The following is a 16,074-nucleotide window of genomic DNA, read 5'->3' as shown; positions in this document are numbered from 1 at the left end:
TCATGCGCTTTATGAATATATAAGGCCTCTTTACGCAAAGACACATACATTCATTCCTTATAATTATGAAACGGCCATAACTGGTCTGACCACCTAACGTTTATACAATATAATAAAATGAAGCATTAGTAAAGAAAACATTATTTTAGCACAACATATGTGCCTCCTAACAATGCTTTTAATTCTGCTAGGCAGTCAGCAGAAGCGTTCACTTGGTATTCGTCAGACAGCTTCACCGTTTTGCGCTCTTTTTCATAATAGAGAACGACAGGTACATAACCGTGATGATGCTCCAAAATCGTTTTGAGCTTTGCCATTTTTCCGCTGTGAATATGATCAGGGCAAATTTTTAAATAAAGCGTTGGCTTGTCCAGCTCATCGAGCGGAATCACCTTTTTGATAATGAAATGAATCGCCGCTTGCCGGACTTCTATTTTTCCTTCCAGCAACAAAATCTCGCCTTTTTTTAAGGAAGAATGATAGCGATGATACACTTCAGGAAAAGCAATAGCGGACAATTCGCCGCTTTCATCGCTTACTGTCAAAAACGACATTTCTTCGCCTTTTTTGGTTCTCGTCTTGCGCTCCAAAAGAATATAGGCGCCAATCCGTAAATAGGAGCCGTTTTGCTCTTTTTTGATCGAACTGACCGGCACTGCTCCTGCCGCTTGAAATTGATCAAGATGCGCTAAAACGGGATGAGGCGAGACATACACACCAAGCAAATCCTTTTCATATTGAAGCTTTTCGTCAAAAGAAAACGGAGAGGCTTCTACATATTTTGGTTTAAAAGATAGTCCGGCTATGATTGATTGATCGCTTTCATCATACTCATAATATGGTCCCATCAGTTCAGCATGCTCCATCGCTACTTCGACACTTGCCAGCAATGTTGCACGCTCAATGCCAAATTCATCAAAACAACCTGCCAATATGAGAGATTCGATCATTTTCCGATTCACCGTTTTTTTGGATAGGCGAAGACAAAAATCGAATAAATCGGAAAACGGACGTTTTTTTCTTTCTTGAATAATCGCGTTGACCGCTTGAGCACCAACATGCTTAATCGCTGCAAGACTATAACGGATTGATCCGTTTTCAATGGAAAATGAATAATAGCTTCGATTAATCGAAGGCGGAAGCAGCACAATCTTCCGTTGTCTCATCTCTTGTATGCATGAGCTCACTTTTTCTTCGTCTCCAATGGAAACAGTCAATAAAGCCGCATAAAAATATAGCGGATAATGCGCTTTTAAATAGGCCAATTGATAGGAAATCATACTGTAAGCAACCGCATGGCTTCGGTTAAATCCATAATTGGCAAAGCGGACAATCAAATCGTATAGTTCATGAGCAAGCGTTTTGTCATATCCTTTCTCCATACATCCTTTGACAAAGCGGGATCGCTCTTGATCAAGAATCTCCTTGTTCTTTTTCCCTATCGCTCGCCGCAATAAATCAGCTTGACCTAATGAAAAGCCAGCCATTTTTGCTGCTATTTGCATAATCTGCTCTTGATAAATCAAGACCCCGTATGTTGACTGTAAAATAGGTGCAAGGTCCGGATGAAGAAAGACAGCGGCTTCATGCCCATGCTTTCTTTTGATATATATTGGAATAAAGTCTATCGGTCCCGGACGATATAAAGCATTGACGGCGACAATATCCTCAAATTGCGACGGTCTTAGCTGCTTCAGTACGTTTTTGATCCCTTCTGATTCCAATTGAAAAATTCCTGTTGTATCTCCTCTACTTAGCAAGGCAAACGTTCGTTCATCGTGGAGCGGAACATTTTGTACATCAACAAATTTCCCTGTTTTTTGATAAATCAGCTTGCACACATTGCTAATGAAGGTTAAAGTGCGCAGGCCAAGAAAATCCATTTTCAACAAACCAAGCTGTTCTAATACGTCCATTGGATATTGAGTTAAGTAAATGTCGCCATGCCCTTGCTGCAACGGTACGATGTCCGACAGCGGCTGTTCGCTTATCACCACCCCGGCCGCATGAGTGGATGAATGCCGTGGAAGCCCTTCCAATCGCAATGCTGTAGCAAAGACTTTTCGCAGCTCTGGCGATGTCTGAACAGCTTTTTTTAACAAAGGGACCTGGTCATATGCTTCTTGCAGTGTGATCCCCATTTTGTTAGGGATATGCTTTGCGATTTGCTCTATTTCTTCCGGACGCACTCCCATGGCCTTAGCGACATCGCGAATAGCGGCTCGCGCTCCAAATGTACCAAATGTAATAATTTGAGCAACATGTTGCGTTCCGTATTTGCGTGCCACATACTGAATCACTTCATCGCGCCGCTCATCTGGAAAATCGATATCAATATCAGGAAGAGAAACGCGCTCAGGATTCAAAAAACGCTCAAATAATAAACCATACTGAACAGGGTCGACATGGGTAATATACAGAGTAAAGGCCACAAGCGATCCCGCAGCTGAACCGCGTCCCGGTCCCATTGTGATTCCTTGTTCTCGCGCAAAGCTGATAAAATCAGCGACAATTAAAAAATAATCGCTAAAATTCATCTCCTCAATCGTTTTTAGCTCATAACGAAGGCGCTCAAGATATTCCGATGATGGAGACGGGATGCGTTCATATAATCCTTTCAAACAAAGACGCTCCAAATGCTGATGAACATTTTCGTTTGCTGGTACAGGATATTTAGGAAGCCGCAATCTGCCTAATTCAATGTCAACTTGGCACAGGGAAGCAATTTTTTCTGTATTGCTTAATGCTTCAGGTAAATCAGCAAACAGGCTCGCCATTTCATCGGTTGATTTTAAATAGTATTCGTCACTTCCAAGCGTTCTCCTTCCTTCATCATGAAGTTTCATCCCCTGCTGAATTGCAAGCAAGCAATCGTGAACGAAAGCATCTTCCTTCTCGATGTAACGCACATCGTTGGTAGCAACAAGCGGCGTATTCGTTGCCTTGCTCAGCTGTACAAGCTCATGCTGCCATTTTTCTTCCACACCATGCCGTTGAACCGCCAGATAAAAAGCATCATCTCCAAATAGTTGTTTATATGAGGCCATACACTTGATCGCTTTTTCGAACTCATTTCTTCTCACTAATGACTCAACATAACCATCCCTTCCTGGAGAAATGGCGATCAGCTCATTGCTATAACGCTGAAGCCGTTCTTCTGGGATTCCATCAGGTTCACTTGTTTGAATGATGCTGCTAATTTTCATTAAATGGCGATAACCTATATTGTTTTTTGCTAAAAGCACCAGCGGATACGCTTCCCTCTCTCCCACTTTAATATGTGTAATCATACCGATGATCGGTTTAATCTGATATTTTTGGCATTCTTGATAGAAAGTCACCGCCCCGTATAGTACGTTTTCATCTGTTAAAGCTAACGACCTAAAACCCAGTTCACTCGCTTTTTTCACTAAATCATGAATTTTTACTGCACTCTTTAACAAGCTATAGCCGCTCCGTACATGAAGGTGGACAAACGACAATGCTCCTCCCTCCTTTTCCTTCATTATAGTCGACAAAACTTTGGCAACGCAAAACATACTTATATCTGTTCGTCCATATATATGTTTAAAGAAAGGAATGAGGCGATGATGGGAACGAAACTTGCGTTTTTACCGGCGTTTATTCAAAGCTACTTTATTGCTCTTGGAGTTCTTTTAGGAGGAGCAGGCATTGGCGGAATCGGGGCATTTCTGATGGGACAGCCACCGCTGACGTCCATGTATCGTTTTGCGATGGATTTAAAAATTTGGGCGGTCGTAGCCGCAATTGGCGGGACATTTGACACGTTTTATACAGTCGAGCGCGGCTTATTTTCAGGAGAAACACGTGACATTGTCAAGCAGTTTCTGCTCATTATTTCCGCGATCGGTGGCGCACAAACAGGTGTTACCATTATTACATGGCTGACACAGGAGCATATTTCTTCATGAGAATTCCTCCATACTATCGCGACAAAACTTGGCAGCGTTTTTTTGCCGGCGCCGCGATCGGTGCGGTCCTAAGCTGGTTCATATTTTTACATTTATTTGGTGTATTGCAAGAAAAGCAGGTGCGCCAGATCACTGAACTTCAAGACAAAATTGCTGATTTAAACAGCGATATTCAAATTTGGCAGGAAGATTATATTAAACTAAACAAACTGAACAAAAAAAAGTTGACCGTCCAAGAAATTCGCATCCAGCTTGTCAACGCAAATGAGTATAAACTCGATTCCTATATGAAATTTCATATTGAAGAAAGCGTCAAAGAAGATGTATCCCACCTAGTCGCCAAAGATATCGAAACCGTCTATCAAAGCAAGGATTTATTAAAAAAGACGATTGAAAACAAAACCTATACCATCAATGAGCAAACGTATCGACTTGAAATAACGGAGCTGTTTTTATTCACTACATTATCAATTGAATTAAAGCTAAAGCCCGTTCACCGCTAGCAGGATATCATCGAGAATGACCATATAAAAATAGGATGAAGGGGATTTCAAAAAAGATGATATCTTTTCACTAGTGTTGATGATCCATTATTTTACTAAAAATATGGAATGATTGAGCTAGACACACGCTTTTCTGCATGTCCAGTCGGCAAGCGAGTGGCTTGCCGACTACGGCAGAAAAGTAAGGAATCAAGCAATGTCGATTGATTTTTATTGGATCATCAACACGCTTGACATATTTTTTAAACAAAAATTACGTTTGGTTGTATTTGGTCATTTTCCTTAATAGCAGTACTTGCAACATCGATCTATCAAAACAGCAACATAAATATAAATGGAAACCAAAAAATCTTTCAACAAACAGAAAGAAGTCACCGAACAACGAACAAGTGATAACTGCTGGATTATAGCCGGGGACAAAATCTCCGACCACATAAAAAACGGACCTTCTCTAGATCGGTTTGAGTTATTAATGGGCTTGGCACGCCAATTCTAAATCAGCAATCACCCGATCCGCATCCTCCCAAGAATAAATCGACGCACCTGCAGCGAAAGGATGTCCGCCGCCCCCGTATTTTTTTGCTACTTCATTGACAATCGTTCCTTTTGAACGGAGGCGAACACGAATTTCTTTGTCCTCCTCAATAAAAAAGACCCATGCCTGTATTCCATCAACGTTGCCAAGAAGACTTACAAGCTGCGACGCTTCGGACGGAGAAGCGTTATATTTTCCAAGCAGTTCTTTTGTCATTTTTACAAACGCGACTCCGCTTGGAGAAAGCTGAAAATTTTGTAGCACATATCCGCTTAAATGAGCAATATTCACTTTTGTGCGATATAGCTCATCATATAGATCGGTCAATGAAAAGCCGTATTCAACTAGTTCGCTTGCATATTGGAATGTTTTAGAGCTTGTTCTTGAAAAAAGAAAACGTCCCGTGTCCCCGACAATCCCAGCGTAAATCAAACGAGCTGCTTCTTTCGTCATGACCAAGCCTTTCTCTTTGCCTGCTAAGTAAAACTCATAAATCATTTCACTTGTCGAGCTGGCGTTCGTATCGACCCACAATAAATCTCCGTACGGATCTTCGTTCGGATGATGATCAATTTTAATCAGTTTTTTTCCTAACCGATAGCGCCCATCACAGATCCGCTCCTGGTTCGCCGTGTCACATACAATCACAAGCGCGTTTTTATATACATGATCATCGATTTGATCCAACCGTCTTAAAAAATTAAGCGATTCTTCTTCTCTTCCTACTGTATAAACATTTTTTTGTGGAAATGAGGCCTTCAGAATTTCCGCCAATCCTCCTTGGGAGCCGTATGCATCTGGATCAGGACGGACGTGGCGGTGAATAATGATCGTTTCAAATTGCTGAATCACCTGTAAAATTTCCAATGCCTTCTCGTTCATATTCGTTCCCTCTTTTACGATAGTTTTCTTTCATTATAAGGGAAAAACATGTACAATGGTAGAGAAACAAAAGATGGAGGGGTGCGTTCATGCCTGCACTAGTCATTCTCATCATTTTTTCTCTTTCCTTCTACGCCTATTATAAAATGAAATATTTTCGTAGCCAGCGCCCGCTCGAACGGCGATGGCTTTCTGCAAAATCAAGCATAGCTCTCGGCCTATTTGTCTTTTTCTTCGGCATCAACCAATTCTTTTTACATTCTTCAACCGTCACCTATATTGTCGGAATCATTTTTTTATTGGTGGGTGGCGGAAGCGCATGGGCTGGATATCGGTCCTATAAGCATTATTTGCCGCTGGTGATAGAAGAGGCACAGGGAACAGCTAAAAACGGGGGATCATGATCCCCCGTCCATAAAAACTACCTGTCCATTAACTGGCACATCATTAATGCTTTTCCTACAACCACTCCGTCATGATATACTTCAACATCAACCTTTCCGAATTTCCGTCCAATTTCTAGCAGCCTTGCTTTAATATCAATAATACTGTCAATTTGCACTGGTTTAATAAAATAAATCGTAATATTTTCGATCACTAAATCTCCGCGTTTATATAGCCGCAATACCCGCGTCGCCGCTTCCGTCACAATCGTTGTAAACACTCCATAAGACAACGTTCCTAAATAGTTCGTCATTTGCGGCGTTACCGTGCATTGAAAGACATTTTCTGTTTTCGATTGCTGCTCTGCTTCTTGAAATTGGCCTGTAATGAGATCATCGATCGTTTCCCCGACTTGCGGCTGTCGCTGAATCATTTGCAGCGCCTTTAATACGTCCTGCCTGCTTATAATTCCCTGAAGACGATTATGGTCATCGACAACCGGCAACAATTCAATGCCTTCCCATACCATAATATGTGAAGCAAAGGCAACCGACGTTTTTCCGTTTACAGTAATCGGATATTTCGTCATGACTTTTTCAATCGGCAGCGTCCGTTCACAGTCTAATACATCTTTTGATGTCACCATTCCTTGCACTTTTAAATGATGGTCAACGACAGGAAAGCGGCTGTGCTTCGTTTCGCGATTGAGCTGATACCACTTTTCGACTATATCAGTGGTTTCTAAATATACCGTTTTTTCGAAAGGAATTAAAATATCTTCAACAAGAACGATTTCTTTTTTAATGAGCTGATCGTAAATCGCACGATTGATCATCGTCGCAACTGTAAACGTATCATAGCTTGTCGATATAATGGGCAGCTGCAGCTCGTCCGCCAGTTTTTTGACATAATCATCTGTATCAAAGCCTCCGGTAATCAACACGGCCGCACCTGCTTCTAGCGCAAGTTGATGCGCCTTCGTCCGGTTTCCGACAATTAATAAATCTCCTGCTCCTGTATAACGCATCATCGCTTCAAGTTTCATTGCACCAATGACAAAGCGGTTGAGCGTTTTATACAGACCTTCACGTCCTCCTAGCACTTGTCCATCCACAATATTGACAACTTCCGCGTAAGTGAGCTTCTCAATATTTTCTTTCTTTTTTCTCTCGATTCGAATCGTTCCAACACGCTCAATCGTGCTGACATACCCTTTATTTTCCGCATCCTTAATCGCCCGGTAAGCCGTTCCTTCGCTTACCCCCATTTCTTTCGCAATTTGCCGAACAGAAATTTTTTCTCCTACCGGCAAGCTATCAATATATTGCAAAATTTGCTCATGTTTTGTCGCCAAATGTCTTCACCCTTTGTGCCAAAGTCTATTTTTATTATAAAGGTGAATGAAGCGCGATTCAATGAAGGGCTAGCCACATGATTCGCAAACAAAAAAGGAGCTTGGATAAAAGCCCCTTTTTTGCTATAATTCCATACTTTCTCCTGGTTGTAATACTTTTCCCACGCCCTCTTTGAGCAGCGAAACAAACTGGTGCGGATTTTGCTCAATGACCGGGAATGTGTTGTAATGAATCGGTACAACGGTTTTGGCACGCAGCCAGTCCGCTGCCAACGCCGCATCCTCTGGTCCCATTGTAAAATTGTCGCCAATCGGCAAAAAGGCCACATCGATTTCATTTCGCTCGCCAATCAGCTTCATATCCGAAAACAGCGCCGTATCTCCCGCGTGATAAATCGTTTTTCCTTCCGCATAGAATAAAATCCCGCACGGCATTCCCGTATAAATGATTTGCTTGTTTTCGTCAATATAACTGGAACCATGGAAGGCTTGGGTTAATTTGACTTTTCCAAATTCAAATTGGTGCGCTCCGCCAATATGCATCGGATGCGCATTGACACCTTGCCAGCTTAAATACGTAGCCAATTCAAATGGAGCCACTACCAGCGCATTGTTGCGAAGCGCAAGCGGAATCGTATCGCCTACATGATCACTATGCCCATGTGTCAGCAAAATCACATCTACCTTTACGTCGTCAGCATTCAGATCCGTCGCCCCATTTCCTGTAATAAACGGATCAATGAAAATCGTCTTTCTGTTCGTTTCAATTTTGACAACTGAATGTCCATGATACGTAAGCTTCAATTTGATCTGCTCCTTTCCTATGTACAAGGTCTTTCATTGATATATTTCGCAAAAACTTTTATATTTCCTTCTTCATGTAGCGAATGAACACCTAGCAGGCAAACGGATGGGCCCACAGGTGTTCTTAAGAAGCAGAAAAGCTAGTACGTATTGCTAGATAAAATCCATTCATTCATGGTCCTTATACTATTAGAACGGACGGCAGCTGCTTTGGCAAAGTCATAGACTCGCTTAAGAATCATGCATAATCGTTTACATCCGGCAAAATTACTGGTACTCTCAAATATAGAGTCTGCTCATGAGCATCAATCATCCACTATTTTAACGCAAACGCTTTCTTCGTGCTTTTTAGAACAAGAAAATCAACGAAGTATTTGCTTGCGATAAACCTCTTGTTCAAAATGCTGAGTCATTGATGGGCACCTCGTCAATGAAAGCGACAGATGGATTGATGTTTATCAATATGGAAATAAAAGGAAGTGAACATAATGAACCAACGACTTCAATCGCTTTCACACTGGATGCAGCAAGAGCAGCTTTCCTTCGCCCTTATTACATCCACCGCTAATGTCTTTTACTTAAGCGGATTTTACAGTGAACCGCATGAACGGCTTTTAGCGCTGCTCGTCTTCCCAAATGATGAGCCCGTTCTCATCTGTCCACAAATGGAAGTGGCTCAAGCTAAACGCTCCGGTTGGGCTTATTCTATTATCGGCTACAGCGATATTGAAAATCCTTGGGAGCACATTTATACGCATATGAACAAAAGATCTGTGACCGTTGAAAATGTCGCGATTGAAAAAACACACCTATCTCTTGAACGATATGAACAGCTATGTACCTATTTTTCCGTGCGCTCAACCGTTAATGTAGAGGAAAAATTGCGACAGCTGCGCATGATTAAAGATGAACAAGAAATCGCGATTTTACGGCAAGCAGCTTCTCTCGCTGATTATGGCGTGGAAGTCGGCGTAAAAGCGATTGCTGAAGGCAAAACAGAATTAGAAGTGATTGCCGCCATTGAGTACGAATTGAAGAAAAAGGGCGTTCGCCAAATGTCGTTTGCAACGATGGTATTGACGGGGGCCAAAACGGCTGATCCTCATGGCACCCCAGGCTTAGCCTCTATTCAAAAAGGAGATTTTGTCTTATTCGATTTAGGCGTTATTTTAGATGGATATTGTTCAGATATTACGCGAACCGTTATGTTTGGCCAACCAAACGATGAGCAAAAGCAAATTTATCATACCGTCTTAAACGCCCAGCTCGCTGCTATTGCGGCATCAAAGCCAGGAACAGAGATTGGTGCGGTGGACAAAGCGGCAAGACAGTTGATTGAGCAAGCTGGTTACGGTTCTTATTTTACTCATCGCGTCGGGCACGGATTAGGCATTGAAGTTCATGAATATCCTTCGATGAATGCAACCAATACGATGCCGCTCGAGCCGGGGATGGTCTTTACAATTGAACCGGGCATTTACATTCCGGACATCGGCGGTGTGCGTATCGAAGATGATATCTTGATTACTGAAAACGGCGCAGAGATTTTAACAAATTATCCAAAAGAATTCATCCTATTATAAAAACAAGCGGCGTTCTCCAAAGTGAACGCCGCTTGTTTTCACATTGACTCTAACAAAGGTTTGGCATCTTGAAATGAGAGGTTATGCGCCCTTGCTACAGCTTCATATGTCACATAACCGTTCAATGTATTCATGCCTTTTAACAGCGCTGGATGATCAAGACATGCTTGACGATACCCTTTATTGGCAATTTGCAGCGCATACGGCACGGTGACATTTGTCAGGGCAAAGGTGGACGTGCGTGGAACAGCCCCTGGCATATTAGCAACCGCATAATGAACAACGCCATGCTTCGTATAAGTTGGATCACTATGGGTCGTGACACGATCGGTTGTTTCAAAAATTCCACCCTGATCAATGGCAATATCAACGACAACCGAGCCGGGAGACATGGTACGAATCATCTCTTCGGTCACTAGCTTTGGCGCTTTTGCTCCTGGGATGAGTACCGCTCCAATCACTAAGTCCGAGTCTTGAACCGATGCAGCAATATTATACATATTTGACATCAGCGTCGTAACGTGGTCGCCAAATAAATCATCAAGCTGTCTCAGGCGCTCCGGATTCACATCAATAATCGTGACTTCTGCGCCGAGTCCCACTGCCATTTTGGCTGCATTCGTTCCAGCCACGCCTCCTCCAATAATCGTCACCTTTCCTCGTTTGACTCCCGGCACACTTCCTAATAAGATTCCCTTTCCACCATGCGGCTTTTCTAAAAATTGCGCACCAATTTGCACCGACATTCGGCCAGCCACTTCACTCATCGGCGTCAACAGCGGTAAGGAGCCATTAGCAAGCTGTACGGTTTCATAGGCAACCCCGACTACTTTGTGATCAATAAGAGCTTTCGTTAATTCAGACTCTGCTGCCAAATGGAGATATGTAAATAAAATTAAGTTTTCTCGAAAATATTGATATTCCTGGGGAAGCGGCTCTTTTACCTTCATCACCATTTCTGCCGCCCAAGCATCTTGAGCCGTTTTAACAATCGTAGCTCCCGCTTTTTCATATTCCTCATCTAAAAATCCTGACCCTTCTCCAGCGCCTGCTTCTACATACACCTCATGCCCCGCTTGAACGAGCGTCATTACTCCAGCTGGGGTCATCGCCACACGATTTTCATTGTTTTTAATTTCCTTCGGCACACCTATTTTCATCATCAACCGTCCTCCTCCATTACGAGCGCTGTCGTAATTTTTTCTTAAAAAAACCGCACCAAGAAAGTATTTCCATCTGTACTATATATAGAATGGAATGAACGCTGGAAAATTATTCACATTAACGATACCGATGAATGACATCCATTCCTCCTGTCACTTCAATAATGGAGCCTGTAATCATATCCGAATCTTCTTCACATAAAAATGCAATCATCCGGGCTATATCTTCTCCCGTTCCTGAACGCCCTATAGGCGTCATCTCATCTCTTTGCTTTCTTGATTCCGCAATGGTCGCCTCTTTCATATCCCCTAATATGTTCCCAGGACAAATCATATTGGCTGTAATTCCATATTCCGCTTCCTCTACCGCAATCGTTTTGGTTAAGGAAACAAGTCCAACTTTCGCGGCACTAAATGCAGAACGATGCAGCCAGCCTGGCGCATTGGCTGCTCCTTGAAAGCCGTACGTAATAATGCGGCCAAATCCTTGGTTTCTCATAATTGGAATCGTTTTTTTAAACAAATGAAAAACGGCGCTCAAATTTCCTTCGATCATCTCATACCATTCTGCTTCACTATAATCTGCTAGCTTTTTTCGTTCGAAAATATAAGGCCCGGCATTATTAATTAAAAAATCGATACGGCCGAATTTCGCTAGCGCTTGAGCAACCAAATGATGTAAATCTTCTTTTTTTGTAACATCCCCCTTCACGAATTGCAGCCGTTCAGAAACATGAGCATATTTTTGTTGAAGTGAATGGACGGCAGCTTCATCGCTTCGGTAGTTTACGGTTACCGAGTATCCTTTTTCAAGCAGCACCTCCGTCACCTTTCGTCCCAATCCTTTTGCACCAGCTGTTATGAGGGCATGTCGCACTCGAAAAACTCCTCCCCATAAACAAGTATCTAATTTTACTTTACTACAATCCCAAAAGAAAAAACATCCATTATACTTATCATACCATGAAACACACCCAGCATCAGGTGACAGACAAAATCAAAATTAATTTTGTCTACCATTATTGCGTTCAGTGATTTTGATTTTTTCCTATCAGGCTCAGGCTGCTCAAAAATGCTTGGTAGACAAAGAGCGGAGCCAAGCGAAGACGCGAATGGAACAAAAGAAGTTCATGAGCGGGACAAGCGAGGCCGGTGACGCAGGATAAAAGCGTTTGCCAACAATCTGAAGCCATCATGGCGTATATACGCCATGATGGCTTTTATCATTCTCCTATCTCTCTTTGTGGTTGATAATGCGGTTGCTCTTGTTCAATGCCATCACTATGATAAGCAGACATGATTTGTTCGCTAATTTCTTGCGCTACCTCTTCATCATCGTATAAATTCCATTCATTGTTCTTCTTTTTATCCTCCATGCCTGTCACTCCTTTTTCATAAAATTGTTATGACAGCTCTAGTTTTCCTAGTTTTCTATATGATATACTTCAATTAGAACTAACATTTCTATCCAAAAGGGGAGTGGGGAAACATGACAATGACGTATAAAACGATTGTTGTCGCTGTAGATGGCTCGCAGGAAGCTGAATGGGCGTTTAAAAAAGCGATCCAAATCGCCAAACGCAACGAAGCATCCTTGATTTTAACCCACATTATTGATATTCGCGCATTTGCTGCCGTTGAAGCACATAGCCAATCAGTAGTGGAGCGTTCTGAGCAATATGCAAAGGAACTGCTAGAAAACTATAAGCAGCAAGCTCTAGAAGCTGGAATTGAACATGTCATTGTCGACATTGAATTCGGTTCTCCAAAAGTAAAAATCGCCAAAAACATCGCTCCAAAACACAAAGCAGACTTAATCATCTGCGGTGCCACAGGATTAAATGCTGTCGAGCGTTTATTGATTGGAAGTGTTTCCGAGCATATTACTCGCTATGCCAAGTGCGATGTGTTAGTTGTCAGAACGGAAAAAGAGCTTGGAGAAGTATAAAATAGTCCGTAGTGTTATATAGAGATTCGGGTTGAAAAATCGACATAAAAGAGGAAGCGACGGGGCTTTTGCTGAAAAATCCATCTGTATTTGTATAGCTGCGACCGGCTTCTCCAACATTGCTCCTTAAGTAAACAGATGATGAGTCGATTTCGACAGCAGGTCACACTTTGACATGACGCAAGCTGATCGAATCAATGATTTATGAAAAAAGATGATAGGCAAAAATCAACTTTGTCCATCATTTCCTTTTGATTTGTTATCCCATTTATCAACACTCCAAGACCGATCCACAAAAGGTGGATCGGTCTTGTTTATTCGTATCGCTTTTTTTCACTCAACCGTTTTTTCGCGTTGGCCACTGCTTTGCGCACTTCGGCAAACCCCGTCCCTCCAGCGCTGTTGCGCCGATCCACCGCCGTGTACGGATTCAGCGCCTCGTAAATATCAGATTCAAACAAAGGTGAAGCTTTTTGATACACCTCAAGCGGCAAGTCAGCTAAAAATATTCCTTTTTCAATGCATGTTAAAACAAGCTTTCCTACAATTTCATGCGCTTCGCGGAAAGGTACTCCTTTTGCCGCCAAATAGTCAGCAAGCTCTGTCGCGTTTGAAAAATCTTGCTTCGTCGCCGCTTCCATAGCCGCCACATTCACCTTCATCGTTTCAATCATACCGGCAAAAATTTTTAATGAGCCCATAACGGTTTTGACCGTATCAAACATTCCTTCTTTATCCTCTTGCATATCTTTATTATAAGCAAGCGGTGTCCCTTTCATGACCGTTAGCAATCCAAACAAGTTGCCATATACCCGCCCCACTTTTCCGCGTATGAGCTCTGCCATATCGGGATTTTTCTTCTGCGGCATAATGCTGCTTCCTGTGGCAAATGCATCATCCATCTCGACGAATCGAAACTCTTGGCTCGACCAAAGAATCAATTCCTCACAAAAACGCGATAGATGCATCATCAACATCGAACTGTTGCTTAAAAATTCAATAATAAAATCTCGATCGCTCACCGCATCGATGCTATTTTCATATATTCCATCAAACCCCAGCAATTCAGCGGCATACTCGCGATCAATGGGAAAAGTCGTTCCGGCCAACGCTCCCGCTCCAAGAGGCGACTTATTAATGCGTTTTAAAGATTCAGCAAAACGCTCATAGTCGCGCTCAAGCATCCAAAAATAAGCAAGCAAGTGATGAGCAAATGAAACTGGCTGCGCCCGCTGTAAATGTGTGTATCCTGGAATTAATGTTTCAATATGTTGCTCTGCTTTTTCAACAAGCACCTTTTGCAACTCTTTCATCAGATCCATCATTTCTGTAACACGTTTACGCAAATAGAGATGCATATCCGTTGCGACTTGATCGTTGCGGCTTCGTCCAGTATGCAATTTTCCGCCCACATGACCAATTTCATCCATTAGCATCTTCTCGATATTCAAATGAATATCCTCATATGCAACAGAAAACTCCAGCTGACCCTGTTTTGCTTTTTCTAAAAGCGCAAGCAAACCAGTCTTGATGATCTCGACATCATCATTGGGCAAAATGCCGCATTTCCCAAGCATCGTCACATGTGCAATGCTTCCTTCAATATCTTCTTCAACGAGCTGTTGATCAAAAGGGATCGACGCACCGAACTCGTCGACCCACTCTTCTGCTGTTTTTGTAAATCGTCCGCCCCAAAGCTTTTTCACACATTCACCTTCTTTTTGCTGTTCACGATGCTGTGTACTTTCGTTGGCAAGCCAAATAGGGAGATAAAGCCGACAGCTGCTTGATGATCAAATTCATCTTCCGCTGTGTATGTCGCCAGCTTTTCATCATATAGCGAAAACTCCGATTTTCGCCCTTCAATGATGGCATGACCTTTAAACAATTTGACGCGCACAATTCCTGTGACATTTTTCTGCGTTTCATTTAAAAATGCAACAAGCGCATCTTTCAGCGGTGAAAACCACAAGCCGTTATAGATGATTTCCGCTAATTTCTGCTCAATTAACGGTTTAAAATGAGCGACCTCCTTCACAAGGGTTAAATCCTCTAATTCTTTATGCGCCTTAATAAGCGTCATCGCGCCAGGGCATTCATAGACTTCACGTGACTTGATGCCGACAAGGCGGTTTTCAACATGATCAATCCGTCCAACTCCATGCTTACCAGCCAACGCATTAAGCTCCAAGATCAATTGAGCAAGCGAATAATGCTTTCCGTTTAGCGTTTTTGGAACTCCTTGCTCAAAGCCGATCTCGATGATCTCTGGAACATCTGGCGTATCCTCTAATGCCGCTGTTAACTCATAAGCTTCCTCTGGCGGAGCGGCCCAAGGATCTTCGAGAATACCGCATTCATTGCTTCTTCCCCATAAGTTTTGGTCAATAGAAAACGGGCTATCTAAATCAATTGGAATCGGAATACCGTGCTTTTTCGCATATTCAATCTCTTCTTCGCGTGACCAGCTCCATTCCCGAACAGGAGCCACTACTTCCAAGTTCGGGTTCAGCGCCTTAATCGACACTTCAAAACGAACTTGGTCATTTCCTTTTCCTGTGCAGCCGTGAGCAACCGCTACCGCACCTTCCAACTCGGCAATTTCAACTAGCTTTTTTGCGATTAATGGACGCGACAGAGCAGAGACAAGCGGATATTTTCCTTCATAAAGCGTATGAGCCTGCAACGCTACGAGCGCGTACTCGTTGGCAAATTCCTCCTTCGCGTCGATAACATATGATTGGATAGCGCCAACCGTTAAGGCTTTGCTTTGCACAAAATCGAGATCTTTTCCTTCGCCTACATCTAAGCAGCACGCGACAACATCATAGCCTCGCTCTTGTAACCACTTAATAGCAACCGATGTATCTAAACCGCCGGAATAAGCTAACACAATTTTTGGATTAGCCATTATGATTCCCCTTCCCTTGATATACATAAATATACTTAAAACTAAATAAATATTCAAAAATCCACATTACCAATT

14 protein-coding genes are annotated in these 16,074 nt (G+C 42.5%); 5 read left to right on the top strand and 9 right to left on the bottom strand.

Annotation, left to right across the window (positions count from 1 at the left end):
- Positions 1–140: 140 nt before the first annotated feature.
- The gene (dnaE, locus tag GGQ95_RS06650) at positions 141–3,482 is read right to left on the bottom strand and encodes a DNA polymerase III subunit alpha (protein ID WP_183186516.1); all 3,342 of its coding nucleotides are present in this window, start codon (positions 3,480–3,482) and stop codon (positions 141–143) included.
- 108 nt (positions 3,483–3,590) lie between these two features.
- Here dnaE and ytrH point away from each other — a divergent pair, with 108 nt between their 5' ends.
- Both ytrH and ytrI read left to right on the top strand, forming a co-directional pair.
- Positions 3,591–3,932: a sporulation membrane protein YtrH gene (gene ytrH, locus GGQ95_RS06645; protein WP_044745942.1), complete on the top strand. Its 342-nt coding sequence runs from the start codon at positions 3,591–3,593 to the stop codon at positions 3,930–3,932.
- Positions 3,929–4,435, top strand: coding sequence for a sporulation membrane protein YtrI (ytrI, locus tag GGQ95_RS06640; protein WP_044745941.1), 507 nt, complete (start codon positions 3,929–3,931; stop codon positions 4,433–4,435). Before ytrH ends, ytrI begins: the two co-directional genes overlap by 4 nt.
- Before the next feature lie 469 nt (positions 4,436–4,904).
- On the opposite strand, the gene GGQ95_RS06635 is transcribed toward ytrI, so the two are convergent.
- Positions 4,905–5,852: a DHH family phosphoesterase gene (locus GGQ95_RS06635; RefSeq protein WP_066146426.1), complete on the bottom strand. Its 948-nt coding sequence runs from the start codon at positions 5,850–5,852 to the stop codon at positions 4,905–4,907.
- Between the two features lie 89 nt (positions 5,853–5,941).
- Here GGQ95_RS06635 and GGQ95_RS06630 point away from each other — a divergent pair, with 89 nt between their 5' ends.
- Positions 5,942–6,256, top strand: a complete 315-nt coding sequence (locus GGQ95_RS06630; RefSeq protein WP_066146430.1) for a YtpI family protein — start codon at positions 5,942–5,944, stop codon at positions 6,254–6,256.
- Between the two features lie 17 nt (positions 6,257–6,273).
- On the opposite strand, the gene GGQ95_RS06625 is transcribed toward GGQ95_RS06630, so the two are convergent.
- Both GGQ95_RS06625 and GGQ95_RS06620 read right to left on the bottom strand, forming a co-directional pair.
- A complete protein-coding gene (locus tag GGQ95_RS06625) occupies positions 6,274–7,590 on the bottom strand; it encodes a CBS domain-containing protein (protein WP_066146433.1) in 1,317 nt (438 codons plus the stop codon).
- 123 nt (positions 7,591–7,713) lie between these two features.
- Complete coding sequence (locus GGQ95_RS06620) at positions 7,714–8,394, bottom strand: metal-dependent hydrolase (RefSeq protein ID WP_183186515.1); 681 nt, start codon at positions 8,392–8,394, stop codon at positions 7,714–7,716.
- Positions 8,395–8,882: 488 nt separating this feature from the next.
- On the opposite strand from GGQ95_RS06620, the gene GGQ95_RS06615 reads away from it, so the two are divergent.
- On the top strand, positions 8,883–9,977 hold the full coding sequence (locus tag GGQ95_RS06615) for a M24 family metallopeptidase (protein ID WP_066146439.1): 1,095 nt from the start codon (positions 8,883–8,885) through the stop codon (positions 9,975–9,977).
- 38 nt (positions 9,978–10,015) lie between these two features.
- Here GGQ95_RS06615 and ald read toward each other — a convergent pair whose 3' ends face one another.
- The 3 genes from ald to GGQ95_RS06600 all read right to left on the bottom strand — a co-directional run bounded on the left by ald (position 10,016) and on the right by GGQ95_RS06600 (position 12,516).
- Complete coding sequence (gene ald / locus GGQ95_RS06610; RefSeq protein WP_066146579.1) at positions 10,016–11,137, bottom strand: alanine dehydrogenase; 1,122 nt, start codon at positions 11,135–11,137, stop codon at positions 10,016–10,018.
- A 121-nt stretch (positions 11,138–11,258) separates the two neighbouring features.
- A complete protein-coding gene (locus tag GGQ95_RS06605; protein ID WP_044745935.1) occupies positions 11,259–12,017 on the bottom strand; it encodes an SDR family oxidoreductase in 759 nt (252 codons plus the stop codon).
- 346 nt (positions 12,018–12,363) lie between these two features.
- A complete protein-coding gene (locus tag GGQ95_RS06600) occupies positions 12,364–12,516 on the bottom strand; it encodes a hypothetical protein (protein ID WP_183186514.1) in 153 nt (50 codons plus the stop codon).
- Positions 12,517–12,629: 113 nt separating this feature from the next.
- Between GGQ95_RS06600 and GGQ95_RS06595 the strand changes: the two genes are divergently transcribed.
- Positions 12,630–13,088 (top strand): universal stress protein, encoded by a 459-nt coding sequence (locus GGQ95_RS06595; protein ID WP_183186513.1) that lies wholly within the window; start codon positions 12,630–12,632, stop codon positions 13,086–13,088.
- 314 nt (positions 13,089–13,402) lie between these two features.
- Here the strand turns inward: GGQ95_RS06595 and argH are convergent, their stop codons facing one another.
- Positions 13,403–14,794, bottom strand: a complete 1,392-nt coding sequence (gene argH / locus GGQ95_RS06590) for an argininosuccinate lyase (RefSeq protein ID WP_183186512.1) — start codon at positions 14,792–14,794, stop codon at positions 13,403–13,405.
- Positions 14,791–15,999 (bottom strand): argininosuccinate synthase, encoded by a 1,209-nt coding sequence (locus GGQ95_RS06585; RefSeq protein WP_066146447.1) that lies wholly within the window; start codon positions 15,997–15,999, stop codon positions 14,791–14,793. Before GGQ95_RS06585 ends, argH begins: the two co-directional genes overlap by 4 nt.
- Positions 16,000–16,074 lie beyond the last annotated feature (75 nt).

The sequence above is a fragment of the Anoxybacteroides rupiense genome (assembly GCF_014196195.1).
GTDB lineage: Bacteria > Bacillota > Bacilli > Bacillales > Anoxybacillaceae > Anoxybacteroides > Anoxybacteroides rupiense.
This window is presented reverse-complemented; position numbering and strand designations above follow the sequence as displayed.